The following is a 26,386-nucleotide window of genomic DNA, read 5'->3' as shown; positions in this document are numbered from 1 at the left end:
TCCCCACTTGTATACAATTGGGGAGCTTTTTGGGTAGAACTAATAATATAAGTATATGAAAACCGTCGTTTACACATATTGTGGAAATAAATACATGTTCACAATTCGGATGATAAGTTTGGTAAAATATAACGAGTGTAATAGAGAGTTTAAATCATTTGATAGAAAAACAAAAATGAGGAGGCAGGAAAAATGCCTGAGCAACACACAAAAGGGGATACTGGCACAATTGTGCTAGAAAAAGAAAATGAACATTTAACGCCTCAAGAATGCGATATTCTTGGTGAGATCGCTAATATATCATTTGGTTCAGCTTCGACTGTATTATCAACAATTTTAAATAGGCAAGTAAGTATTACTGCTCCTCAAGTAGAATTGGTAGATTTATATGATACAAGTGATGTTGAAATTCCACATGTTGTATTAAATATCCATTTCACAAAAGGATTAGATATGGAAAATCTTCTTGTCTTAAAGCAAGATGTTGCTTTATCTATTGCTGATTTAATGATGATGGGAACAGGTGAAGTTGAAGAGGGAAAAGAGCTTGGTGAATTAGAGTTAAGTGCAGTACAAGAAGCTATGAATCAAATGATGGGATTCGCAGCAACATCTATGTCAGAATTCTTCCAAGATACGGTAGACATGTCTCCGCCAACAATTAAAGTTGTGCAACTTACAGAAGAGATGGAGAAGATTTCTGGTATTAATGGGAATAATATGGTTGTTAAAGTATCGTTTGAATTAAAAATAGATAATCTTGTGAATTCTCAGCTTGTACAGGTTGTTTCAGTTGAACATGCGAAGCGAATGATAAATAAATTGTTACAATTATCTGGTGGTGTGGAAGAAGAAATAGATGAGCCGGCGGAAGTGCAGGAAACTGAGATTGTAGAAGAGCATGTGGAAAAAGAACAGTTAACACAAGAAGAGAAAGATGTACTGGGTGAAATTGCGAATATTTCAATTGGTTCGGCTTCAACAGTACTATCGACGCTTTTAAATCAGCCTGTCACTATTAGTACACCAAATGTAGAGGCGATTAATGTTCGTCATTATGAAGGAGTACCGGTTCCGTTTGTTATTTTAAATGTCGATTTTGTTGAAGGACTAAAGAATGAGAATGTATTCGTATTTACGAAAGATGTTGCTTTAACAATGGTAGATTTAATGATGATGGGAACGGGTGAAATTGATCCGGAGAAAGAGCTAAGTGAATTAGAGTTAAGTGGCATTAAAGAAATTATGAACCAAATGATGGGGCATGCTGCAACAGCGATGTCAGAAATGTTTAAAGAAAAAATGGATATGACACCACCAGACGTTAAATTTGTTTCTTTAAAAGAAGAAATGGAATATTTGGGAGAGTCGATGGCAGTTGACGAACTCGTTCAAATTACTTTTAATCTTGAAATTGGTGATCTCCTTCAATCAAAGATGTATCAAATACTACCGATATCAGAAGCGAAAGAAATGGTTAGAAGACTTCTATATCCGATGGTGGAAGAGCAAGAAGAAATAGTTGAGGAAGTTGTTGAAGAGGAAGAAATTCCTGCACCAGTCGTACAGCCAATTGAATATAAAGAAGTCAAGCAAGTTGAGCCAGTATATATGGATACATCTATTCTACAAAATGTAGAAATGAATGTTAAATTTGTATTTGGAAGTACAGTGAGAACAATTCAAGATATTTTAAGTCTACAAGAAAATGAAGCGGTCGTACTTGATGAAGATATTGATGAACCGATTCAAATTTATGTGAACGATGTATTAGTGGCGTATGGAGAACTTGTAAATGTAGATGGATTTTTCGGAGTAAAAGTGACGAAATCGCTATAAGGCGTGAAAATAGGAGTTTGAACAAATAGATGAAAAACGTAAAGTTTTTTCTAGTTAGTTGGCTATTCTTACATATATGTATATTTTTACCATCACAAGGGCGGGCAGAAGAAAAAAGTGTACAAGATCAAAATATAAGCGAAATGAATGACCAAGAGGGAAAAAATAAAGAAGTTCAGGAACAGCCGGAACAAGTGGAAATGCCCTCGGTTGAAGATGAAAAAAAAGCAGTAGAAAATGAGCAAGGGAAAGAAAAAAAAGAAGAAAGAACGATAGAAACAGACCGAGGGGTTATTACAGTTAATAAGCAGGAGCTAAAGGTTGGCGAAGAAGTGCGGATTGCTGTAGAATCAAATGAAAAAAACATTCAAAGTGTAAAAGGCATATTACAATTACAAAAAAATGGTGAGCAGTACAGACAAGAGAGAATAATATCTTTTGAGTATGAAGAAGAAACGAAGCGATGGATCGCTAATTATAAGGCCGGAATATATGATTTACAAGGTGATTGGAACCTTAGGCTCGTTGAAAGCTATAAAGAAGATGAGAAGGAAGAAGTAATAGAGAACGAATTAAATGTCCCGCTCATTCGTATAAACAATGAAGCACCAACTATAGATAAAGAATTGCCAAAGTTAGAGAAAGTTAGTATTGATGAGGCAAAAGGGAACTTAATTGAACGGAAAAAGGGAGAATCCGTTCATATACGAGTACAAACGGTAGATATAGAATCGGTTGTTAAAGAAGTGCGCGTTATATTAAAAGGAAAAGAAGACGGTAACGATATTACTTTTTTATTAGACTATAATAAACGCGACATGGATTGGCAGAAAATATTTGAAATAACAGAAGCTTTACCTGATGGGCCGCATCAACTTATTGTGGAAGTAACAGATGGGGCAGGTAACAAACTTGTGACAGAGAGTGAATATATCGTTTCTATCATCGAACAAAAAGTGAAAGATGATGAAAAGATAGAAGAGCAAGAGAATCAAAATGAAGTAGAAGATAAGAAAGAAATTGAGAAGCAGGAAGATCCGAAAATAGAGATGCCGCTTCCAGAAGAAAAACTTCCAGTTGTTCAAATTCCAAAGCAAGAAGAGAAAGTGAACTCTTATATAAAAGAGCCGTTGAAAGAAAAAGAGGAAATCAACTACGTTATAAAAAAGTCGTTAACAGACAACAAGGAAGTAAATAATGTGAAGGTTCATAAAGAGAAAAAAAGCGGAAATGACAATCAAGTCGTTTCTAAAAAGAAAGAGAAAATAGAAGAACAACAAGAAAAGAAAGAGGAAAAAAGTGAGCAGGGAGTACAGGCTTCTAATGTGTTTGCTGTTATGTCAGGATTATTTGTACTGTTTTTAGTTTTAAAGAGTAATAAAGAATGGGGCTAATAATTTGATAGTAGTGGAGGCGCTTAAATGGAAATTAAACGTACGACAATTCAAAATAAGACGCTACAACCATTAAAACAGCCTGCAGCTATTTCAGAACATGAAATTCAGAAAGAACGAAAGCGGAGTAACCTTGTGTTTACTGGGCAGCCCAAAATCATTTCGAAAAACAATGAAATAGGGATTTTGCTTGCAAGTTTAGGTGATGGAAAGATTGTAAAAGAAATGCTTTCTAAGGAAATGGATACGGTGTTGCAGTTGTTTTCAAAGTTACATATGTTGTCCGAGGAAGGAAAGCAATCGGAAAAAATATATGAACAAATTGTTAGAAGTTTACAAGGGATTATTAAGCAAGCGTATATAAAAGATATTCCGTTACTCGATGGGACGTATGATTTCGCTGAAGTACAGCTTTCATTCGGGCGAAAAGTACATATTCCTTTACTTGACGTAAGTGCTCTCATTTCTAGAGTGGAAAGTGATTCTTCAGAAGGAAATATAAATTTAATGATAACGGTTATTACAGCTTACATGACGAAATTGTCTAATGAAACAATCTTAATTAGCGGTACAGATCGTATTTCTAAAGAACGTGATGTGAGCGTGTGGAGAGCACTTGCAGAAATGAATATGACGCAATTATCTCATGCGTTGAAACATACGATTCAAGAGCATAAATGGTCTGTTACGGCTCTATTTCTCTTCATGTGGGTTATAGGTATCATATTGATTCGTATTATATAATAAAAAAAGGTCGTCATTTTAATTATGACGACCTTCTTTTATACTTTTTCGTAAAAGAATGTATCAAAGCGCTGAAGATTGTAGCGTTCAGGTGTTAAAATTTGTTCAGTGCTACCAACGAATAGTACGCCGCCCTTTCGTAATGAACGACTAAACTTTTCATAGAGCTTTACTCTTGCTTCTTCTGTAAAGTAAATCATTACATTTCGACAAATGATTAAATCGTAGTTCGTATCAAATGTCTGCATTAATAAATCATGTTGTTTAAATGTAACTTGCTGTTTAATATTTTGATGCAATATATATGTATCATCTTCTTTTGTGAAATGACGTTGTTTTAAATCATTAGGTAATTCTTTCAAAGAGCGTTCTGTATATTGACCACGTTTTGCAGTTTCTAAAACATGAAAATCAAGATCCGTTGCTTGAATGTCATAACGAAACGGAGCTAGATGCTTCGATAATATTAAAGAAAGTGTATATGGTTCTTCACCGGCAGCGCAAGCAGCACTCCAAATTTTTAATTTACCGTTATTTTGTTCAAGTAGCTTTGGTAGAGCTTTCGTCTCTAACGTTTGCCAGCGATCTTTATTTCTGAAAAATTCTGATACGTTAATTGTAATATAGTCAATAAAACTTAAAAATAACGTTTGATCAGTACGTAAATGATTTGAAAAGTTTGTGTAATTTTCAAAACCTTTTCTCGAAATGAAAGCATCGATTCTTCGGCGCATTCTATCTTGTTTATAGGAAGCAATATCCATATTAAATTGTTGTTTAAAACTCGTGATAAAATAATCATAATCTTGTTCAGTTTTCATATTTACAATAGGCACAATAACGATATTGTGCCTCCCCCTTTACATCATACGAATTTTTTGTTCAAAGCTTTTTTTCATCTGCTTTTCATGTAAGCCTGGTAAATCATAAATAACAGCATCAATTCCTGCTTCTTTTGCAACGTCAACGGGAATGACAGACGTATGTTTATCTCCGTTATAAAAACAGAGAACTAAATCGGTATCTTCGACAATTTGCTTTACAAAAAACATATAATCTGATCGATAAATGGAGTCGGAAGGATGATCAAAAGCAATATACTCGGCTCCGTGTTTTTTTAAGTAATCAACGACTTCTTGAAATTCGTCTGTTAATACTTGTAACGGTTGTAGTGTGTAAAGACATAAATTTTGAGCAAGTCTTTCGTTTTCAATGAAGAAACGAAGAACCTCATTTTCAATAGATTTATAACATAATATGTAAATTTTATGTTTGTGAGCATAGTCAATTAAAAATTTTTTTATTTCTTCCTGATCTAATGCTGTTAATTGATTTGAACCACAAAGAAAAATATTCATAGATTTGTGCCACCTCATGCTAAATTGTAACATATCTTCTATAAAAAATAACTGCAAAATATCATTGTACAGAGTATAATTATAAATAACTAGATTTTACGATTAAGTTTAGAAGGAAATAAAAAATAAATAGGTGATATATATGCTGCGTTCTATCTCGCATAATCCAATTTTATCGCATATACCGCCTGCTACTCAAATGCCGAAAGAAGCAAATGTCAGGACAGGACTTGCTTTTTCGGATAATTTGCATGCAGATCCGAAAAACGATAAATTGTTAGAACAAATGGAAGCACTTGTTGATAACATTGGAGAAATTAAAGAGAAAATCGAATTAGAGTTAACGCTCGATAATGTAATGGAATACAAAAATACTGTAAAATCATTTTTGAATTTTTACGTTGATAACGTATTGCAGTATAAAGATGTTATGTCTCGTCATCCGCGTTACGGATATTCGCAGAAAATGACGATCGTAAAACAAGCTGAAATGGGATTAACTGAGTTAGAAGATGTTATGAATTTAATTAATACGAAAACAGGGCATTTAGAAATGTTAAATCAAATTGGAGAAATTCATGGTTTGATTGTAAATTTAGTCTTGTAAAGGAAAGGAAGCTATATGTACATACAATTATATGAAAAGCTCGTTATTATTCAAAAGGCATATGAAAATATTCAAACGCTTGGGGAACAAATATATGAGAATTTAAAAAATAAAAATGTAAATGCAGTTCAAAAGTTGCAAGTAGAGCAATTGCAGTACATAGAAGGTGTTAAAGGATTATCGCGATCTTTTGAGGAAATGGTTGTTCAGCTTTGTAAAGAAAAACAAGTTGAACCGTTGCGTATGCGTTCGCTATTTTCGTATTTTTCACAGGAAGAAAATGAAAAAATGGAAGAATTACAAAAAAGTTTAAATGAATTAGAAGAAAATGTAAAAATGATTCTTTTGAAAAATCAATATTACTTAAACGTACTATTAAAAACTACAGAAAGTATTGTGGATTCCGTTTCTGAATACAATTTGGAGAAAAACAATAATTCGCAAATCTTTATGAATGAACTATTGTAAAGGAGAAGTGAAGCATTATGAGATTATCTGATTATAATACGCCGTTATCTGGTATGCTAGCGGCCCAAATGGGATTACAAACGACAAAACAAAACTTATCTAACATTCATACGCCAGGTTATGTTCGTCAAATGGTAAATTACGGATCTGTTGGAGCAAGTAACGGTCATACGCCTGAACAGAGAATAGGTTATGGTGTACAAACATTAGGAGTTGACCGTATTACAGATGAAGTGAAAACGAAGCAATTTAATGATCAGTTGTCACAGTTCTCTTACTACGCATATATGAATTCTACTTTATCACGAGTAGAGTCTATGGTAGGGACGACGGGGAAAAATTCATTATCTAGTTTAATGGATGGATTCTTCAATGCTTTTCGTGAAGTTGCAAAAAATCCAGAACAACCAAACTATTACGATACATTAGTTTCTGAAACTGGGAAGTTCACAAGTCAGATAAATCGCCTTGCGAAAAACTTGGATACAGCGGAAGCACAGACGACAGAAGATATTGAAGCACACGTGAATGAATTTAATCGTCTTGGTGCTAGTTTAGCAGAAGCGAATAAAAAAATCGGACAAGCTGGCACGCAAGTACCGAATCAACTTTTAGACGAACGTGATCGCATCATTACAGAGATGTCTAAGTATGCCAATATAGAAGTATCTTATGAATCTATGAATCCTAATATCGCAAGTGTTAGAATGAATGGTGCTTTAACAGTAAATGGACAAGATACATATCCACTTCAATTAAATAAAGAAAAAGAACCAATGTCTGTTGCAATTTATGGATCGGATATTCCTTTAAGTGGTGGAGCAATTCAAGCAGCAATAGATACGAAAGCGAAGATTGCTAGTTATAAGAAAAACCTTGAAGAATTAATGAGTTCTGTAAAAGGTCAAGTGAATACAGTGATGGGAAAAGATTTCTTCGTTGGAGATCATGCGAAAGATATTCAGTTAAACCCTGAATTCGCAAAAGATGTTTCGAAAATGAAAATCTCCGCTGAAACAGCAAATAAACTAGCAGGAATTACAGATGGAGATTATAAAGAAGGTCTTTCTTATAAACAAGCATTAGACCAATTTATAGTTGGTGTAGCTTCTGATAAAAGTGCAGTAAATGCTTATCAAAATATTCATAAAGATTTATTAGAAGGTATTCAACAAGAAAAAATGAGTATTGAAGGCGTAAATATGGAAGAGGAAATGGTAAATTTAATGGCCTTCCAAAAATATTTTGTCGCAAACTCTAAAGCTATTACGACGATGAATGAAGTGTTTGATAGTTTGTTTTCGATTATTAGATAACATGTAGAAGGATCGAAAAAGCTTTTATTGTGATGGAAGAGAGGGTCCGGCGCAGGGTAGAAGCGGACAGAGCCTTTTAGTGGACCGAGCGATGTGAGACCAGAGATATGAGATGGTTGAAGGGTAAGTTAGCTAAGAGGAAAGCCATGTTTAGTAAATGTATCGCTCTCGTGTTAAATAAAAATGACAAAGCTCCCTTTTATGAGGGAAGAGAGTATCCATCGCAGTGTAGAAGCGGAGAGCCGTACATAGTTGCGGTTGCTTGCTTCTCTACGCCAATTCAAATATAGATAAAGGAGAAGATAGAGATGAGAGTATCTACGTTTCAAAATGCAAACTGGGCAAAGAATCAGATGATGGATTTGAATGTGCAACAGCAATATCATCGAAATCAAGTAACTTCTGGGAAGAAAAATCTTCTTATGAGCGAAGACCCACTTGCGGCAAGTAAATCATTTGCGATTCAGCATTCGTTAGCAAATATTGAACAAATGCAAAAAGATTTAGCGGATTCGAAAAATGTATTAACACAAACTGAAAATACATTACAAGGTGTTTTTAAATCTTTAACAAGAGCGGATCAATTAACAGTACAAGCGCTAAATGGGACGAATAGTGAAAAAGAATTGAAGGCAATCGGTGCAGAGATTGAGCAAATTTTAAAACAAGTTGTATATTTAGCGAATACGAAAGAGCAAGGTCGTTATATTTTCGGTGGGGATAGTGCTGAACAAGTTCCATTCACAGAAGATGGTACGTATCAAGGCGGAAAAAATGATGTGAACTGGCAGCTAAATGATGGTTATGATTTAAAAGCATTTCGTAACGGAGAAGAATTATTATCACCAGTTATAAAAACGTTAAAACAGATGAGTGAAGCGCTGAATAAAGGTGATCAAAAAGCTTTGCAACCGTTATTAGGAGAAAATAAGAAAAACTTAGATAGCGTCATTAACCGTACAACTGAAGTTGGTTCAACTATGAACACGATGGAGACGTTTAAAACAATTTTAAGCGAGCAAAATTTAGCGCTTCAAGAAAATCGTAAAGAAATTGAAGATGTTGATTTAGCGGTAGCAATTTCTGACCTAGCGTATATTAATGCAACTTATGAAGCAACGCTTAAAGCAGTTAGTACGATGAGTAAAACGAGCATTTTAGATTACATGTAAACAATAAGGAGTGAGAAATATGGCAGGGACGTTAACAGGTATTGGTGGTAGACAACAGATTTGGAACCTCGGAAATAATATGATCGATACTTCTAACTTTGTAGAATTAGAAATGCAAGCGTTAGATATGAGGAAAACACCATATACTAATGAAAAGAACCAACTTTCACAAGATAAACTATTATATACAAGCTTAAAATCAGAATTTAGTTCTTTCACACAAACTTTTAAAAACTTAGCGGCTTTTAAAGGGAATGAGAAAAAAGTTACAACAACACAAGACGGTTATATTAATGTAAAAGCTGATGGTGGCGCGATTGCAGGAACTTTTAATATGACGATTACACAGCTTGCACAGCGTCATCAAATAGCTTCTAATCCTATTACTGATATAAATGCAAAACTTCCTAAAGATGAAACATTAAAACTAGGCGGTAAAGATCTAAAAGTAACAACTGATATGACATATAAAGATTTAATAAATAAAATTAATGATGGAGATTATAGCGTATCGGCTTATACACTTGGAGATAAAATTTTTATGTCCTCGAAAAAAGAAGGAACAGATGGGAAAATTGATTTTTCGGGGAACACTTCTACACTGTTTCAAGATATTGGTTTAGCTAAGGCGGATGGTACAGCAGTCAATACAATTAATGAAGCGCAAAATGCCAAATATAGTATTAATGGTATTGGAGCTGAAAGTTTTACCAATACAATTGAAGCTCTTCCTGGCGTGAAAATTGAATTACTAAAAGTGACGGAGTCAAAAGTAGATGAAAAAACAGATGCAGGTACAACAACAGATCCAAAAGCAAAAGGTATAGATCTGAAGTTTACAGTGAGTGACTCAAACGTAACAGATGCATCGAATGTTATTAAAAAGATGGTAGCGGATTATAATAAAGCTGTTTCTACAATAGATATTTTTGCTGGAAAAGGTGGAGCTTTCCAAGGTCAAGCCATTATGCAAAGTGTACGTCAAGCGATGAATAATGTCGTAACATTTTCTCAAGATGGTAATTATTTGTTTTCATTTGGAATTCAATTAAAGCAAGACGGGACGATGGAAGTTAATGATGAACAATTAACACAAGCGTTAAAAGACAAGCCGGATGCAGCGAAACAATTTTTCTTTGGTTCTAACGGTTTAGGGAAGATGATGGAAGATCCACTTGATAAACTATTTGGTGATAAAGGTGTAGTCGGAGAGCGAGTAAAAAATATCGATTCACGTGTAAGTGATCTAGATAAAAAGATTAAGGATATTGAAACACAAAATCTGCAAAAACAAGATGAGATTGTGAAGAAGTATCAAAAGCTAGAAAGTACATTAGCTGCGCTAGATAGCCAACTAAAAACAATTAAAGCAATGACAAAACAAAAAAGTGATGATTAATGAAAGTTGAGGAAGTGATCGTATGCAAGCATGGCAACGTTATATGCAAAATGATATTATGACGAGTAATCCAATTAAAAACACAATTTTTATTTATGAAAGATGTATCGTTGAGTTTCGTAATTTAGAAGAACTTTTAAATAGTTTTAAATTACAAGAAGGAGACGCGCTTCTTGAAAAATTAGAACGTATCTTTGAAGAGTTAAAGCTTCAATTAAACCCTGAGATTACGAAAGATTTATACGATAGTCTATTTGGTTTATACGATTGGATTAGCATTCAAATTCAGACGATGAAAGTAACTCGTGAAGCGAACGATATGGATGCGATTGTGCAAGTGTTACAAGATTTAATAGACGGTTACCGCGGAGCACTTGAAAATGAACAATGATATTTATCGAGCGTTTGTCGGCTGTTTTAATGAAATCGGAGAATTGCAAGTATCAGATGGGGAATTTGCTGAGAAGAGTGCAATGTTAAATCGCTGGATGATGACATTGGATGAAGAGACGCGCGCAGATGTTGCAGCGGAAGTGAGTCCATTAATAATTAAGGCAGCACAGCATATTCGAGATAAGCAAAAGATTTTGGAAGAAATGATTATGACAAATGATGGACGAATGAAAGCGAATTTGTTTTACGGTAAATTTTAATAGGAAAGTATGGAAATGGATACCCCTTTTAAAAGGGGATCCATTCCATTGTTTGAATAAGGCGTTCCGCTGATTGAGGTTTCACTTTATGACTGTAATAAAAAGAATGGTAATAATCCAAACAATGAAAAATAAGATGTCTTTATTTTATAGAGAGAAGTGCATGGAAGCTCTTTTTTATTGTTTATATATCAAAATGTTACATGGATTACTACGCGTATACAGTTTTTTATATTCTTTTTTATATTTTTGTATTTTTCTAAAGACAACAATGGAAAAATGGAATAAAATATGTAAGGGTACATAATAGATAATATTTTAATAAATAAATACATATAGGAAAATGAATAATAAAGTGAAACTTCCATCAGTGGATGATCATGCGCTAAACGAGCATGATGGAAAAGGAAGGGTGTGGAATATGCCAGATTTAGTTAGTGATGTAAGTCATTATATGAACTATTTAGTAACGAAGCGAAATACCGTTTCTAGTAATATTGCAAATGCGAATACACCTGGCTATAAAGCACAAGATGTAACATTTGCTGAGAAAATGAATATGAGCAGTGCATTATACAAAAAAAATGCTGCGGATTTAAAGAGTAATCCAGATTTATATCAAACGAATGTAATGCACTTACCGACAGCAAATACGAAAAATACATACGCAAAGATTCAAACGAAATCAATGCAAACGAATAAAGATGGAAACAGTGTTGATGTAACGACAGAAATGCTAGATTTAATGAAAACAAACCAATTATACGGTGTTTCAATTAATGCAATTAATACGCAATACGCTATTAACCAAGCAGCACGTGGACGTTAATAGTAAAAGGAGAGACAAAGATGTTTCAGGCAATTAATGCAAGTGGTTCAGGGCTAACTACAGCGAGAAAATGGATGGAAGTTACTTCTAACAATATCGTAAATGCAAATACGACGGGAGCACCGGGTGCAGAGCCGTATCACCGTCGAAGTGTGGTGTTAGAATCAAACAATAATTTTGCAAGTATGCTAGATGGAGCTCCTACTAACGGAGTGAAAATAAAAAGTATTGAAACGGATCGAAATGAAAATCTTGTGTATGATCCGACGCATCCGCATGCAAATGAAGAAGGATATGTACGTTATCCGAACATTGATGTGACAGCTGAGATGACGAATGTAATGGTTGCTCAAAAAATGTATGAAGCAAATACAAGTGTATTAAATGCGAACAAAAAAATGCTCGATAAAGATTTAGAAATCGGCCGAGGATAAGAGGGAAGAGGGGAAATATGAAAATTCAACCAATGTTAAATACACAGCCATTTGGAGCGATTCAGCCGATTGGCACACAGAAAACTTCAGAAACATCTGTAGTTGAAGGCAAAAAGTTTATTGATTTATTGGAAGATATGAATCAAACGCAAAATAATGCCCAAACAGCAGTATATGATTTACTGACAAAAGGGGTAGGAGAAACGCATGACGTTTTAATTCAGCAGAAGAAAGCTGAATCACAAATGAAAACAGCTGCTCTCGTACGCGATAATCTTATTGAAAATTATAAGTCACTAATTAATATGCAAATTTAGGAAAATGGACGGGTGTATTTAAATGGAAAAGATAAAAAATGTTTTCCAATCGTTGAAAACGTGGCATAAGTTAGTGATTGGTGCTGCGCTTTTAGCGATTGCAACAGGAGCACTTTTATACTTCACCTTGCCAGATAAATATGTTGTTGTATATCAAAATTTAAATGATACAGATAAGCAAGAGATTACAGCAGAATTATCGAAGCTAGGTGTTGATTACCAATTAGCAGCCGATGGTTCGATTCGAGTGCAAAAGAATGATGCTCCATGGGTTCGAAAAGAAATGAATGGAATGGGCTTACCGTTTAATTCAAAAAGCGGTGAGGAAATTTTATTAGAAAGCTCGCTCGGTTCAAGTGAACAAGATAAGAAAATGAAACAGATTGTCGGTACGAAAAAGCAATTGGAGCAAGATATTGTACGAAATTTTGCGACGATTGAAACGGCAAATGTGCAAATTACATTACCTGAAAAAGAAACAATTTTTGATGAAGAAAAAGCAAAAGGAACAGCGGCGATTACTGTTGGTGTGAAGCGTGGACAATTATTAACAGCTGATCAAGTTGCTGGTATACAGCAAATGATTAGTGCGGCAGTTCCTGGCGTGAAAGCAGAAGAAGTAAGTGTTATTGATAGTAAAAAAGGTATCATCTCAAAAGGAGCAGATGAAGCGCATTCTAACAGCTCCTCTTCTTATGAAAAGGAAGTAGAGATGCAGCATCAAATTGAAGGTAAATTAAAGCAAGATATTGACGCAACGTTAATGACGATGTTTAAATCAAATGAATATAAAGTGAATACGAAAGTGTCTGTAAACTACGATGAAGTTACACGTCAGTCAGAAAAATATGGCGATAAAGGTGTACTTCGCAGTAAACAAGAGCAAGAGGAAAGCTCTACTGCGCAAGAAGGAGCAGATACGAAGCAAGGTGCGGGTATTACAGCGAACGGTGAAGTGCCGAACTACGGTACGAACAATAATCAAAACGGTAAAGTTGTCTACGATAATAAAAATGGTAACAAAATTGAAAACTATGAAATAGATAAAACAGTTGAAACGATTAAGAAACATCCAGAATTAACAAAAACAAATGTTGTTGTATGGGTAGATAACGATACGTTAGTAAAACGAAAAATTGATATGACAACATTTAAAGAAGCGATTGGCACAGCAGCTGGGCTTCAAGCTGATCCGAATGGAAACTTTACAAACGGTCAAGTTAACGTTGTAACTGTTCAGTTCGACCAGCCGAAAGTTGAAAAAGAGAAAGAGCCAGAAAAAAGTGGTATGAACTGGTGGTTATTCGGTGGAATTACAGCTGGCTTGCTAGCACTAATTGGCCTAGTATGGTTCTTCTTAGCAAGACGTAAGAAAAAGAGAGAAGAAGAGGAATATGAAGAATACTTAGCAGAAGAGGAAGTTGCTGCTAGTAGTGAAAGTATTTTTGAAATTCCTGAAGAAAAAATAGTACCAGAACCAAAACCAGAGCCAGTAGAACCATCAGAGCCTACATTAGATGATCAAGTGCAGGAAGCTACGAAAGAGCATGTAGAAGGTACTGCAAAAGTAATTAAAAAATGGTTAAACGGACAGTAAGGGAGGAAAAACAATGTTAGATGAAATCTCCTCCAAAGAGAAAGCTGCCATCCTCATTCGTACATTAAACGAAGAGGTGGCAGCAAAAGTCATTGAATATATGACGGCTGAGGAAAAAGAAGTATTACTTCGTGAAATCGCGAAGTTTCGTGTATATAAACCAGAAACGTTAGAAAATGTATTAGGGGAGTTTTTGTATGAACTAAATGTAAAAGAATTGAATTTAGTAACTCCAGATAAAGAATACATTCGTCGTATATTTAAAAATATGCCAGAAGAAGATCTGGAAAAATTATTGGAAGACCTTTGGTACAACAAAGATAATCCATTTGAATTCTTAAATTCACTTACAGATTTAGAGCCACTGCTTACAGTGCTTAATGATGAATCGCCACAAACTATAGCGATTATTGCTTCTTATATTAAGCCGCAACTTGCTTCTCAATTAATTGAGAGATTACCAGATCATAAACGTGTAGAGACGGTAATGGGTATTGCAAAGCTTGAACAAGTAGATGGTGAATTAATTAATCAAATTGGTGAGTTATTAAAAGCAAAATTAAATAATATGGCATTTAGTGCTATTAATAAAACAGATGGATTGAAAACAATAGTGAACATTTTAAATAATGTTTCACGAGGTGTTGAAAAAACAGTCTTTCAAAAGCTGGATGAAGTCGATTATGCGTTATCTGAGAAAATTAAAGAAAATATGTTTGTCTTTGAAGACTTACTTGGTCTTGAGGATCTTGCGCTTCGCCGTGTATTAGAGGAAATTACAGATAACGGTGTTATCGCGAAAGCACTTAAAATTGCAAAAGAAGAAATTAAAGAGAAACTATTTACATGTATGTCTTCAAACCGTAGAGAGATGATTCTTGAAGAGTTAGATGGCTTAGGACCGCTTAAGATGACGGATGCTGAAAAAGCACAACAAACGATTACAGGTACGGTGAAAAAGTTAGAAAAAGAAGGAAGAATTATCGTTCAAAGAGGTGAAGATGATGTCCTTATTTAAAAACAGAATTCCGAAGAATTCTGTTTCTTTTTCTGAAGAAACGTATGAATTACAATTTCCGAAACCAGTATCAGTTCACATTGAAGAAGAGATACAAGTGGATCATGCAGAACTTCTTGCACAGCAAGATGCATTACATATTGAAATGAATCAGCTAAGGCAGCAGCAGCAAATGCTAGAACGAGAGCGTCAGCAGTTGTTGCAAGATAAAGAACAGTTTCAAATGCATATTCATGAACAAATGGAACAGATGGAAGCAGCGCGTATACAGTTTCAAAAAGAACAACAAGAAACAGCATACGAATGGACAGAGTTATTATGGAATCAATCTTTTCAGTTAGCAGAAAAAGTAGTGAATCAAGCGGTAGATTCGCGCTTATTAGACGTTTTGCCGATTTTAACAGGCATCGTGCAAACATTGCCTACTTCATTTGAAAAATTAATTATAACGGTTCATCCAGAAACATTTGAACGTATACAAGAAGAGAAAGAAAATACGAAAGAGTATTGGCTACTACAATTAGTAGAATGGAAGTATGATTTTTCTTTACAGTTTGGCGAATTTGTTCTGGAAGAAGAGAAAGAGTTTTTTGAATTTAAATTTGCACCGATATTTGCGAAGCTTCGTCATAAATGGGAAGAAGAGAAGTTGTTTGAGGAGCAAAACGTATGAACAACGAGCTAATGAATGAGCATAATAAATGGAATACATTTATTGAAACACCGTTTTATACGAAAGTTGGCAAAGTTCATAGTGTACAAGAGCAGTTTTTTGTAGCGAAAGGTCCAAAAGCGAAGATTGGCGATGTTTGTCTCGTTGGAGAACATAGTGTCTTATGTGAAGTAATTGCGATTGAAAAAGAAAATAATATGCTACTTCCATTTGGACAGACAGAAAAAGTATGTTACGGAGATGCAGTTAAATTAATTGAAGAAGATGTTGTTGTACCTCGTGGTAATCATTTACTTGGGAAAGTGTTAAGTGCGAATGGTGAAGTGTTAAATGAGAACACTGAAAACATTCCACTACAAAAAATAAAATTAGATGCACCGCCGATTCATGCATTTGAGCGTGAAGAAATTACAGATGTATTTGAAACGGGAATTAAATCGATTGATTCCATGTTAACGATTGGGATTGGTCAAAAGATTGGTATTTTCGCAGGATCGGGTGTTGGTAAATCTACCTTGCTTGGAATGATTGCGAAAAACGCAAAAGCTGATATTAACGTTATTAGTTTAGTAGGAGAACGTGGCCGAGAAGTAAAAGACTTTATTCGAAAAGAATTAGGCGAAGAAGGTATGAAAAAAAGTGTCGTTGTTGTAGCAACGTCAGATGAAAGTCACCTTATGCAACTTCGTGCGGCTAAGCTTGCAACATCTATTGCTGAATATTTCCGTGACCAAGGTAATAACGTACTACTTATGATGGATTCTGTTACTCGTTTTGCTGATGCACGCCGAAGTGTTGATATTGCGGTAAAGGAATTACCGATCGGTGGTAAAACACTGTTAATGGAAAGTTATATGAAAAAGTTATTAGAACGATCAGGAAAAACGCAAAAAGGGTCAATAACAGGTATTTATACAGTGTTAGTTGATGGTGATGATTTAAATGGTCCTGTACCAGATTTAGCTCGTGGTATTTTAGATGGACATATTGTATTAAAACGTGAGCTCGCAACTCTTAGTCATTACCCTGCCATTTCGGTATTAGATTCGGTAAGTAGGATTATGGAAGAAATCGTATCGCCGAATCATTGGCAACTTGCAAATGAAATGAGAAAAATTCTATCTATTTATAAAGAGAATGAATTGTATTTTAAACTTGGAACAATTCAAGAGAATGAAGAAAATGCTTATATTTTTAAATGTAAAAATAAAGTAGAAGCTATAAATACGTTTTTAAAACAAGGTCGAACGGATAGTTTTCAGTTTGAAGATGTTGTCCAAGCGATGCACCATATTGTATAGGACCTCGCCCTTTGAGGTCTTATTTTTTTGATTTTAATATTTCACAGATTTTTTTGTAAAAAAACTATATAATAGAAAAAGGTAACGTTATAATAGGAAGGGGCTATGAAAACGGGTGGATAAGCAGCAGTACGACACGATTAAATTGCAGATTAATCAAGAGAAAGAACATATCTTGAAAGAAGTGTACGAACTAACAGCTGAAAAAAGAAAAATAGAACAAAAAAAAGAATATGATCTATATGTTGTGAAATCACGCAATAAGGTTGTACAAACGGGACAACGTATTATGGCTGGTATGCTTTCATCACATACATTTTCACCTGAAAGAATAGAAGAATGGAATCGAAAAATTAAAAAAACAGAAGGTTTTATTCAAAAAAATGAAAGCTTTTTAGAGCAAATAAAAGAAAAAGAACGTGTCATTGATGAAATGTATGAAGAAGATTGTAAGAAGCTTGCGAAAGTAAAAGAAAAGCTGGAAGAAAAAATGCTTCTTGATTTAAAAATGTGTATGAACGGATGAGGTGGATGTAGTGATACAGTTTGTATTACCGGTGCAGCAAAGTTTACCTCCGCAAAAAGAAAAAGGGCTAGAAGTACAATCGAAAAATGAAAATTCTTCATTCGATAATACAATGAGAATTGAAAATAAAAAACAGCCGAAAACGGAGAAAACGAAACGAGAAGAAGCACCAGAAGAAGAGAAGAAAGAATATATTCTCGCAAAAAAAACGGTAACGAAAGAAGAGCCGATTGTAAAGAAAGAAGAAAAGAAAGAGACAGAACAGTTATTGTTAGCTGTATCTGAGCAGATGGTTGCAATTGAGCAATTGCGTGTGCAGCCAGAATTGTTATATCAATACATACAAAAAATACAGGCGTTATATAAAGAATACGGAAATATTAAACTGAACGAATTGCCCGCAGCTGAATTACAGCAATTACAAGAGCTTTTTTCTAACATGAATATTAAAAATGCCATATGTTTAGAAGACACAATGCAAATGGCGCTAGACAAGGTGACGATGCCAGAGCAGACGTTGCAAGTATTAAAAGTCGTAGAATCAGAAACTTGTAATATTGCAAAGAAACAAGAGGAGTCTAAGGAAGTAGAACTCCCGAAAGCAGAGAGCGATGATGTGAAGGTAGAGTTACCAAAAGTCGATCAGTTAAATGACTCAAGTTCGGCCGGAGCTGAGTTATTAAATAAAGCAACTGGGACTGATCAAATAGGAAAACAAAATAGTGGAGCTGAGAAGGTTACATTACCTGACTTAGGCAAGAAAATGGAAGCACAAGTAGAGGCTCTGCAAAAGTTTGTAGTGAAACAAGAACGTGTTTTATTCCAGCTAAATCCAGAGAAACTTGGTTCATTAACTGTATTTATGAAAAAGCATGGAGATCAAATTGAAGTCCATGTAGAAATGGAAAAACACGATGCGAAAAAGCGTGTTGAAATAATTTTTGACGAATTGAAGCTAAAGTTAAAAGAAAAAGAAATTAATATTCAAATTAGTTATTCAGAAAAAGATGAAAATCGTAAAGAACAGCGAGAGCAAGAGCAAAGACAAAAACAAAAATTAGCAAATACGAAACATGAGAAACAACAGTCAAAAGAATTTGCGGGATTATTGGAGGAATAAAGCGTGCCAACAGTTGGATTAAATACAACGAGTACAAATCATATTCCGTTACAAGCAGGAGCGCAAAAAAGTAATGTACCTGTTAACGGTGTACAATCGCCAGTTCAACAAACAAATGGAGTTTCAGCAGGAGAGCAAAAGACTCCTGGTGTAATGGGGAAAGATGATTTTCTAAAATTATTTTTATCAAGTTTCCAGCACCAAGATCCATTCAATGCGATGGATATGAATCAAATGATGAATCAGACAGCGCAGTTATCTCTTATGGAACAAGTGCAAAATATGACAAAAGCAGTTGATTCTTTAAGAACGACGATGTATTCGACAGCGCTTGATGGCGGAATGAAGTTTTTAGGGAAATACGTAAGAGGGATCGACGGTGACGGTAAAAAAGTAACTGGTCAAGTAGAGACAGTTCGCCTTGCGGAAAATAATGATGTACAGCTCGTTATTGATAATAAGATTGTATCTCTTCGCTTTGTTGAGAGGGTGTCTGATAAACCGATTGGAGAAACGAATCCAGAAGATGCAAAGAAAGACGATCAAAAAGTAACTGAAGAAGTAAAAACTACAAATTCATAAGGAGTGTACATACGTTATGATTAAAGCGTTATATACAAGTATTACAGGGATGAATGCAACACAAAATGCATTAAGTGTAACTTCAAATAATATTGCCAATGCACAAACAGTTGGTTATAAAAAACAAAAAGCAATGTTTGATGATTTACTATATAACAATTCAATTGGTGCAAAAGCCGACGATAAATATGCTGGAACAAATCCAAAAAGTATCGGTAACGGTGTAAAATTGAGCGGAACGGTTACAGATTATAGCGATGGTACAATTACTTTAACGGGTGGTAAAACGCAAGCAGCAATGGAAGGTAATGGTTTCTTCGTAGTAGGTGATTCAAAAGGCGGAAATATGGAATTTACGCGTAAAGGTACGTTTGCAATATCTTCAGATTACTATATTACGAATACAGAAGGACAATATGTATTTGCTTATCCTGCAAATGCCGCGACTGGTGAAGTTGATTTATCTGGTATTCCAGGACCGTTGCAAATTCCAATGGGAACGGCAATTGGTGGTATTCGAACATCAAAAGGTGTAGTTGGAGGGAATATTCCAGCTGATGCAAAAGCAATTGCACAAGAGATACCTGTATATGATAATGCTGGTAATACATGGACAATGCGTGTAGAGTTTACACAAACGAGCGAACATAATTATTCATATAAAGTACAGATGCGTAATGATTCGAAAAAAGCAACAACATTTGAAGATGTTCCAGGTGCAGGCGGTAATATGACATTTGATGCTGTTGGAAATCCAAGTCCGAAAGAGCAATCGGCTAATATTCCATTTAATGGCGGCAATATAAAACTAGACCTAAGTCAGTTAACGAATCATCCGACAGATAAAACATTATCAGTAACAGGTGTAGATGGTAGAGCAGCAGCAACTGTTAAAGATTGCTTTATTGCTGACGGTGGATACGTGATGGTAAAATATTCTGATGGAAGTATGAAAGCTGCTGGCCAATTAGCTGTTGCGATGTTCCCGAACGAAGGCGGCCTAATGAAAACGGGTAATGGTAACTATACGGCGACGAATACAACTGGTATTTTAGCACTTGGTGCATCTGGCCAAAACGGTGCAGGAAAAATACGTGGTGGTGCACAAGAAGGTGCAAACGTAGATTTATCTGTAGAATTCGTTGATTTAATGTTATACCAACGCGGATTCCAAGGAAATGCGAAAGTAATCAAAATTTCAGATGAAGTATTAAATGAAGTTGTGAACTTAATTCGATAATAAATCGTAAAGAAAAATTGTAACGTAGTAGAAAGGGTTTTATATTCGTATGACAAGACAAGAGCGAATTTTACAATTGCCTTTTTTCGAAAATAAACGTGAGCTTGCTGAGCAAGTGTTAAAAATAGAACGAGAAGAGCATATATATTTACCAGATCAATTTGAAATCAAACAAGTGCCTCCATATTCGTTTGGTGAAAAACAAGCAATCATTGGCTGTATACACGAGTTTTATTTCGTAAGTATTGGTAGCGATAGTGTTTGGAAGTATCAACTGTTTAAAGATGAGATGAAGTGCCGTGAGTTTTTCGTTATGTTGCCGGATATTACGGATCAGCAGCTTGCTTTTTGGTTCAATAACATTGAGCTGTTGAAAGGGGCTTAAAAGCTTTCTTTTAAGGTTTTGAGAGAGGGCCTAGCGATGAGTAGTAGCGGTTAGTGCTTATGAGTGGCTCGCGCATTGTGAGAACAGAGATATGGAGTGGTTCTAGGTTAGTTGAAGAGGGGCGAGGACCTAGCTGAGTGTAGTAGCGGTCAGTTGCCTATGAGCGGCTCGTACATTGTAAGACGAGAGGTATGGATTGGTTCTAAGGCAGTTGAAGAGGCCGAAAGCCAAGTGTTTAGGTGGTGCCTCTTCACTTTTGGGAGAGAGGATTTATCCGAGTCTAGAAGCATTGATTTGAAATAGATTTAGATTAATTAAGATATTGTACAATTAGACTAAGTTTATATAAAAGGAGAGGTGAGGAGGATGGCGCAGAATAAGTATCGCGTTACATTCATTTCGCCAAGTGAGGTTGAGCAACGTACTGTAATGGCGGCGAGTAGTTTACCTAATTTAATACGTCAAGTAGAGAGTATTATTGCAGATCCGAACGGTTATTTTGTAAATGATAAAAAAAATAATTGCTATTTTAAAGTGATTAAAGAAAATGTTACGTTTATTCAATATGAGTTACTATTTTCGGATAAGGAAATTCACATTGAAAAGTTAAAACATATAGCACCGGCGGTATTGAAACAATTATTTAAAAAAATAAACGATCCGGAATTATATGCACTTGCACTCCTTGATGTTGATATAGCGACGAAAGAATATGTGCTAGGAGAAATGGGTCCAGAGCTAAGAATGAGAGTGGAAACAGAGCTTTCAAAAAAATGGGAAGCGATGCCGACAGAAATTGTAGGAGCACAAGAAGTGTTACTAGAGGCACTTGCTTCGTTTATACAAGATTAAGTTTTACCGGTAGTATTTCTACTTTAAAACTGTGAGAATCATTCAACTATCTATATTTTTCATATAGGTAGTTGACTTTTCGGTTTTAATAAAGCTTAATAATTAAATATACGGAATTAATGGAAGGGGAGCGACACCTTTATGTCACAAGCACAAAGTATTTTATTAGAAAGCGGAACAAACGAATTAGAAATCGTAACGTACACTGTTGGTGAAAATTTATTTAGTATTAATGTAATGAAAGTGCGTGAAATTATTAATCCATTCCCTGTTACAACTGTGCCAGAATCTCATCATGCAGTTGAAGGTGTTGTTCAAGTACGTGGTGAAATTTTACCTGTTATTAACTTAGCAACGGCTCTTAATTTAAAATCTATAAAACCACTTGATCAAACGAAATTTATCATTTCAGAATTAAACCAAATGAAAGTTATTTTCCGTGTTGATGAAGTGCATCGTATTCAACGTATTTCATGGGAACAAATTGATGAACCAGCTTCATTATCTATGGGACTAGAAGAAACGACATCTGGAATTGTAAAGCTAGATGGGAAAATCATCTTATTATTAGATTATGAAAAAATTGTATGTGAAATTAGCGGTACTGGTTATGACAATAAATCACTTTCAGGGTTAGAACAAAAAACTGATCGAGCTGAAAAAGTTATTTATATTGCAGAAGATTCAGCGATGCTTCGTCAAATACTAGAAGAAACATTATCATCAGCTGGATATACGAAAATGAACTTCTTCAGCAATGGGGCGGAAGCGTTAGCGCAAATTGAAAAATTAGCAAAAGAGCAAGGTGAAAAAATGTATGAACATATTCACCTGCTTATTACAGATATTGAAATGCCGAAAATGGATGGACATCATTTAACGAAAGTAATTAAGGATAGTGAAGTAATGAATCAATTACCAGTCATTATTTTCTCTTCATTAATTACAAATGAATTATTCCATAAAGGTGAAGCAGTAGGAGCGAATGCTCAAGTAAGTAAGCCAGATATCCAAGAATTAATCGGGCTAGTTGATAAGTTAGTACTATAAAGCTTCTTTTAGTTGGAAGAGAGGAGCCAGCCATGTGTGTAAAGACAGAAAGGTTGAGTGTTTCTGAGATATTTTTGTTTTTCTGTAGCCACCGTGGTAATAATGGTCATTCTTTCGGTTAATTAGTTAGCGTTGTGTAAAACCCTCACCTTTACTATAAAGGTGAGGGTTTTCTTACATGATGTTCAATTATTTCATCTATAAGATTTCGTGGTGATGCAAGCTTTTTCGGTGAAAACATATTAGAAATACCATATAATATAATTAAGTAGAATTTTTCTGATATAATATTTTGCTTAGCTATTTTTATTTTTAAATATTTGTTAAAAATCATTTTTTATTTCGATACTTTTTATACCTTTTTGTATGTTAATTATTTGACAGATAATTTCGAAATGTTATAATATGGATATGTGGAAATTTCTATTTTCTTAAAAGACATGGGAGTCAGATGAGAATTGTGAAAAGATGAGGGGAGTGACACATATTATGTATCACCACACAGCAATCAATGTATTAAGTCTTTTACAAAACATGTCAAATAATAAAACGAACGATATGAAATTAGAGGCGGAATTTAAAAAAATAGAGAAACAATTCCAAATCAGGTATGAAGAGCTAATCGATTTATATAATAGAATGGTATTATTTCAAATAGATATAGAAAAAAATGGCGGTATGCGAGAATATGAAAAATCAGCGATTACTTGGTTGAAGTCTGAACTAGAATTATTGTATGAAGTGTATCAATTTTGTCAACGTCATGGCTTAAACATCGCAAATATTTCAAAATATGTTAGTAAAAATGAATTGAATCTTTTTCGAAAAACGGAAAGTCAATTGCAAAATACGTATTATAAATTAAAAAAACAAGAAATCCCGTTTGAAAATATTGAAAAACAAAAGCCGGGGCGAAAACGTAAATATGCACCTGTAAAAGAGACAATTGCTGAGACAAAACAAGAAAGTAAGCAGGAAGTAATTGAAGACGTTCGAAATGAAGATGATGAAAAAAGCCTCGTAACAGTTATATCTGGCATCGTGGATAACTTTGAAACAATTAGTCAATGTAGTGAAAAGAGAGAACACGAATTGCATCAGTTCATGGAGGGAATCTATAAGCTTTCCAGTATGGCAGCAGAGCGTTCAAAAGATGAAAAGAATGCACGTGGTCTTGAAGGTGAATTACATTCATTACGAGCTGAAAATGAAAGATTAAAACGAGAGAAGGAAGAACTCGTTCATGATATTAAAGAGATGACGCATCATTTAATTCATTTCATTACGAGCTCGGATATCGATCAAATTCGTACATTGCCTTACTTCGTAAAAGAATGCAAACAAGATCTACATAAGCTAGGGTTATATAACGCTCAAGACGGAAAAATGAAAATTATGGTTGACCGTAGTGGACAAGTTATGACCGTAACACAATAAAAAAATTGGGTACAAAATAAAAGGGAGATACATAGTGTATATGTATTTCCCTTTTGTTTTGTATGGAATTGTTTCGGACAGAGGAAAAGTTACAATTAATTTTAGTAAATCAAAAATTTTTACAAAAGGAAGGAGCTAGGTCTTACTTTGTAGTATTGTCATCAGAAAAATACTGGGAATATGCGTATTGTCACTGTGAAAGGACTTAATACATAATGATTTTAAAGATAAACCGACTCTTCCTCAATATTTAACTGATTTAATTGAGGTGAATAGGTTGTATAATCGTACAGTTGTTATTACATTTCATCAACAAACTTTTAATACGGAGAATTGAAGAGTAAAGTAGGATTCCAAAGCATAGCCAAAAAGGTGGCTGTTATAAGTTATTTGCCTACCAAGATAATTAATATTTGTTTAAAATATAAGATTACTATTTTATTATACCGAGTAATTATTCACATTATATAATAATTACTTACTACATAATTAACATGGTTATCTTACAAAAATGTAAGGTTTTTTTAATTGACACTCGTACATATGAGTAACTATACTGGTTACACGACGTTGGTGAATATATTTAATAGTTTCTATCTATAAGTGTATGTCTCAGGATTCTTTTCGGAATAATAGTTCGATTTGTATTTGATATCTTTAATATAGGGATAACGCGGATTTAATCTATTCTTTATTCTAGGTCGTATTATTTAAAGATTAACTATAAATGATATATTTACCAACTTGTAATAATTTTTTAGAGGTGCTAAATTTTGAAGAAAAAATTAATTGCTACAGGAATTCTTGCTGGAAGTCTACTATCCTACTCATCTAGTGCATTTGCAAATACTCATAAATTCCAAGATGTTCCTGCATGGGCTGACAAATCCGTTAATTATTTAGTTGATAAAAAAGTATTGAGTGGTTATCCAGATGGAACTTTTGGTTCAAGTGATACATTAGATAGGGCTTCTGCGGCAACAATTATGACAAAGGCCCTTGGTATACATATTGACTTAAATGCAAAACCATCTTTTACAGATTCACAAAACCACTGGGGAACGCCGTATATTGCTGCTGCTGAAAAAGCAGGAATAATTAAAGGTGAAGGAAATGGAATATTTAATCCTTCTGGAAAAGTTACTCGTGCTGCAATGGCAACAATGTTAGTAAATGCATATAAGCTACAAGATAGAACAAATAGTAATGGGCAAAGTAAATTTGATGATTTAAAAGGACATTGGGGTGAAAAATTTGCCAATATTTTAATTGATTTAAAGATTTCTGTTGGTACAGATAACGGTTGGCAACCAAATAAATTCATAACACGTGCAGAAGCCGCACAACTTACTGCCAAAACAGATACCCTTCAATACAGTCCGAAAAACCCTTTAGAAAGTAAAACAATCATTATTGATCCTGGACATGGTGGTGCAGATCCCGGAAAGTCCACAAAAGGATTGCCTGAAAGTAAAATCGTATTAGACACTTCCTTACGCCTACAACAATTGCTCGAAAAACATACACCATTTACAGTTTTACTAACTCGTGAATCTGATACTAGACCTGGACATGACCAAAAAAGCTCTTTACAGGAACGTGTTAAATTTGCTAAGCAAAATGAGGGGGATATCTTTATAAGCATTCATGCAAATGCTTTTAATGGTAATGCAAAAGGGACAGAAACATACTACTATAAATCTTCTGAATCCGAAAAAACAAATCCTCATGTGGAAGAAAGTCGTGTGTTAGCGGAAAAAATTCAAACACGTTTAGTAGAGGCTCTTCAAACACGTGATAGAGGCGTTAAACATGGAGATCTTCATGTTATAAGAGAAAACGACATGCCAGCTGTGTTAACGGAACTGGCTTTTATAGATAATGGTATCGATTACAGTAAACTATCTACGGCAAACGGCAGACAGATTGCAGCAGAAGCCATTTATGAAGGGGTTTTAGATTATTATGAATGGAAAGGAAATAATGTATCTGAATATAGATTGTAATAGGTAAAAGAAAGTTTAGTAATTCTAGGAATATGAAATTTATAAATTGCTAAAGTATAGTTTTGTTAT

General features: G+C 34.5%; 29 protein-coding genes and 1 pseudogene. 28 read left to right on the top strand and 2 right to left on the bottom strand.

The genetic code is table 11. The features are described 5' to 3' along the window. The first annotated feature begins 192 nt into the window (after nt 1-192). The 3 genes from JFT89_RS05920 to JFT89_RS05910 are packed head-to-tail and all read left to right on the top strand — an operon-like array spanning nt 193 to nt 3,977. Nucleotides 193-1,839, top strand: coding sequence for a flagellar motor switch protein (locus tag JFT89_RS05920; RefSeq protein WP_201039662.1), 1,647 nt, complete (start codon nt 193-195; stop codon nt 1,837-1,839). 29 nt (nt 1,840-1,868) lie between these two features. After that, a complete protein-coding gene (locus tag JFT89_RS05915) occupies nt 1,869-3,233 on the top strand; it encodes an Ig-like domain-containing protein (RefSeq protein WP_201039661.1) in 1,365 nt (454 codons plus the stop codon). A 27-nt stretch (nt 3,234-3,260) separates the two neighbouring features. Continuing rightward, on the top strand, nt 3,261-3,977 hold the full coding sequence (locus JFT89_RS05910; RefSeq protein WP_002064615.1) for a hypothetical protein: 717 nt from the start codon (nt 3,261-3,263) through the stop codon (nt 3,975-3,977). A gap of 38 nt (nt 3,978-4,015) precedes the next feature. Here the strand turns inward: JFT89_RS05910 and JFT89_RS05905 are convergent, their stop codons facing one another. Together JFT89_RS05905 and JFT89_RS05900 are read right to left on the bottom strand one after the other, a co-directional pair. Next, entirely contained in the window at nt 4,016-4,798 is a 783-nt protein-coding gene (locus JFT89_RS05905; RefSeq protein WP_033706610.1) for a CheR family methyltransferase, read from the bottom strand. A gap of 39 nt (nt 4,799-4,837) precedes the next feature. Beyond that, nucleotides 4,838-5,335 (bottom strand): flagellar motor switch protein FliG, encoded by a 498-nt coding sequence (locus tag JFT89_RS05900; protein WP_002030924.1) that lies wholly within the window; start codon nt 5,333-5,335, stop codon nt 4,838-4,840. Between the two features lie 142 nt (nt 5,336-5,477). On the opposite strand from JFT89_RS05900, the gene JFT89_RS05895 reads away from it, so the two are divergent. The 25 genes and pseudogenes from JFT89_RS05895 to JFT89_RS05780 all read left to right on the top strand — a co-directional run bounded on the left by JFT89_RS05895 (nt 5,478) and on the right by JFT89_RS05780 (nt 26,317). Next, on the top strand, nt 5,478-5,942 hold the full coding sequence (locus JFT89_RS05895) for a YaaR family protein (protein WP_002141107.1): 465 nt from the start codon (nt 5,478-5,480) through the stop codon (nt 5,940-5,942). A gap of 15 nt (nt 5,943-5,957) precedes the next feature. Further along, nucleotides 5,958-6,410, top strand: coding sequence for a flagellar export chaperone FlgN (locus JFT89_RS05890; protein WP_002064619.1), 453 nt, complete (start codon nt 5,958-5,960; stop codon nt 6,408-6,410). Between the two features lie 17 nt (nt 6,411-6,427). After that, nucleotides 6,428-7,726, top strand: coding sequence for a flagellar hook-associated protein FlgK (gene flgK, locus JFT89_RS05885; protein WP_002064620.1), 1,299 nt, complete (start codon nt 6,428-6,430; stop codon nt 7,724-7,726). 146 nt (nt 7,727-7,872) lie between these two features. Beyond that, a complete protein-coding gene (locus JFT89_RS05880; protein ID WP_002064621.1) occupies nt 7,873-8,016 on the top strand; it encodes a hypothetical protein in 144 nt (47 codons plus the stop codon). A gap of 18 nt (nt 8,017-8,034) precedes the next feature. Next, on the top strand, nt 8,035-8,898 hold the full coding sequence (locus tag JFT89_RS05875; RefSeq protein WP_002064622.1) for a flagellar hook-associated protein 3: 864 nt from the start codon (nt 8,035-8,037) through the stop codon (nt 8,896-8,898). A gap of 19 nt (nt 8,899-8,917) precedes the next feature. After that, complete coding sequence (locus tag JFT89_RS05870) at nt 8,918-10,297, top strand: flagellar hook-associated protein 2 (protein ID WP_002064623.1); 1,380 nt, start codon at nt 8,918-8,920, stop codon at nt 10,295-10,297. 22 nt (nt 10,298-10,319) lie between these two features. Further along, nucleotides 10,320-10,688 (top strand): flagellar export chaperone FliS, encoded by a 369-nt coding sequence (locus tag JFT89_RS05865; RefSeq protein WP_002064624.1) that lies wholly within the window; start codon nt 10,320-10,322, stop codon nt 10,686-10,688. Beyond that, nucleotides 10,678-10,950: a flagellar biosynthesis protein FlgG gene (locus JFT89_RS05860; RefSeq protein ID WP_201039659.1), complete on the top strand. Its 273-nt coding sequence runs from the start codon at nt 10,678-10,680 to the stop codon at nt 10,948-10,950. Before JFT89_RS05865 ends, JFT89_RS05860 begins: the two co-directional genes overlap by 11 nt. A gap of 343 nt (nt 10,951-11,293) precedes the next feature. After that, nucleotides 11,294-11,779, top strand: coding sequence for a flagellar basal body rod protein FlgB (gene flgB / locus JFT89_RS05855; protein WP_002064629.1), 486 nt, complete (start codon nt 11,294-11,296; stop codon nt 11,777-11,779). Between the two features lie 20 nt (nt 11,780-11,799). Then, nucleotides 11,800-12,213: a flagellar basal body rod protein FlgC gene (gene flgC / locus JFT89_RS05850; RefSeq protein WP_016094399.1), complete on the top strand. Its 414-nt coding sequence runs from the start codon at nt 11,800-11,802 to the stop codon at nt 12,211-12,213. Nucleotides 12,214-12,230: 17 nt separating this feature from the next. Next, entirely contained in the window at nt 12,231-12,530 is a 300-nt protein-coding gene (gene fliE, locus JFT89_RS05845; protein ID WP_002064631.1) for a flagellar hook-basal body complex protein FliE, read from the top strand. 22 nt (nt 12,531-12,552) lie between these two features. Continuing rightward, complete coding sequence (fliF, locus tag JFT89_RS05840; protein WP_012260667.1) at nt 12,553-14,127, top strand: flagellar basal-body MS-ring/collar protein FliF; 1,575 nt, start codon at nt 12,553-12,555, stop codon at nt 14,125-14,127. Nucleotides 14,128-14,140: 13 nt separating this feature from the next. Further along, nucleotides 14,141-15,145 (top strand): flagellar motor switch protein FliG, encoded by a 1,005-nt coding sequence (locus JFT89_RS05835; RefSeq protein ID WP_002012042.1) that lies wholly within the window; start codon nt 14,141-14,143, stop codon nt 15,143-15,145. Next, nucleotides 15,132-15,818, top strand: a complete 687-nt coding sequence (locus tag JFT89_RS05830; RefSeq protein WP_033706611.1) for a FliH/SctL family protein — start codon at nt 15,132-15,134, stop codon at nt 15,816-15,818. Before JFT89_RS05835 ends, JFT89_RS05830 begins: the two co-directional genes overlap by 14 nt. Beyond that, on the top strand, nt 15,815-17,119 hold the full coding sequence (gene fliI, locus JFT89_RS05825; protein ID WP_201039657.1) for a flagellar protein export ATPase FliI: 1,305 nt from the start codon (nt 15,815-15,817) through the stop codon (nt 17,117-17,119). Before JFT89_RS05830 ends, fliI begins: the two co-directional genes overlap by 4 nt. Nucleotides 17,120-17,234: 115 nt before the next feature. Then, nucleotides 17,235-17,645 carry a hypothetical protein gene (locus tag JFT89_RS05820; RefSeq protein ID WP_002012036.1) on the top strand — a complete coding sequence of 137 codons (411 nt, stop codon included), beginning with the start codon at nt 17,235-17,237 and terminating at the stop codon, nt 17,643-17,645. 10 nt (nt 17,646-17,655) lie between these two features. Further along, complete coding sequence (locus JFT89_RS05815; protein WP_151304700.1) at nt 17,656-18,765, top strand: flagellar hook-length control protein FliK; 1,110 nt, start codon at nt 17,656-17,658, stop codon at nt 18,763-18,765. A gap of 3 nt (nt 18,766-18,768) precedes the next feature. Then, the gene (locus JFT89_RS05810; protein ID WP_002012033.1) at nt 18,769-19,347 is read left to right on the top strand and encodes a flagellar hook assembly protein FlgD; all 579 of its coding nucleotides are present in this window, start codon (nt 18,769-18,771) and stop codon (nt 19,345-19,347) included. Between the two features lie 16 nt (nt 19,348-19,363). Further along, entirely contained in the window at nt 19,364-20,587 is a 1,224-nt protein-coding gene (locus JFT89_RS05805) for a flagellar hook protein FlgE (protein ID WP_002064635.1), read from the top strand. A gap of 49 nt (nt 20,588-20,636) precedes the next feature. Next, nucleotides 20,637-20,972, top strand: coding sequence for a DUF3964 family protein (locus JFT89_RS05800; protein WP_002064636.1), 336 nt, complete (start codon nt 20,637-20,639; stop codon nt 20,970-20,972). A gap of 366 nt (nt 20,973-21,338) precedes the next feature. Then, nucleotides 21,339-21,824: a hypothetical protein gene (locus tag JFT89_RS05795; protein ID WP_002086477.1), complete on the top strand. Its 486-nt coding sequence runs from the start codon at nt 21,339-21,341 to the stop codon at nt 21,822-21,824. Nucleotides 21,825-21,965: 141 nt separating this feature from the next. After that, a complete protein-coding gene (locus JFT89_RS05790) occupies nt 21,966-22,874 on the top strand; it encodes a chemotaxis protein (RefSeq protein ID WP_002064638.1) in 909 nt (302 codons plus the stop codon). A 489-nt stretch (nt 22,875-23,363) separates the two neighbouring features. After that, nucleotides 23,364-24,311 (top strand): DNA-binding domain-containing protein, encoded by a 948-nt coding sequence (locus JFT89_RS05785; RefSeq protein WP_016094393.1) that lies wholly within the window; start codon nt 23,364-23,366, stop codon nt 24,309-24,311. A gap of 83 nt (nt 24,312-24,394) precedes the next feature. Beyond that, nucleotides 24,395-24,636 (top strand): annotated as a pseudogene (locus tag JFT89_RS30135) (Ger(x)C family spore germination protein); the annotation flags it as partial. 448 nt (nt 24,637-25,084) lie between these two features. Beyond that, nucleotides 25,085-26,317, top strand: coding sequence for an N-acetylmuramoyl-L-alanine amidase (locus tag JFT89_RS05780; RefSeq protein WP_002064640.1), 1,233 nt, complete (start codon nt 25,085-25,087; stop codon nt 26,315-26,317). Nucleotides 26,318-26,386: the final 69 nt, after the last annotated feature.

It is taken from the genome of Bacillus sp. TH25, from assembly GCF_016650935.1.
Lineage (GTDB): Bacteria > Bacillota > Bacilli > Bacillales > Bacillaceae_G > Bacillus_A > Bacillus_A mycoides.
The sequence above is the reverse complement of the archived record's forward strand: the minus strand, read 5'-3'. Positions and strand labels throughout refer to the sequence as shown.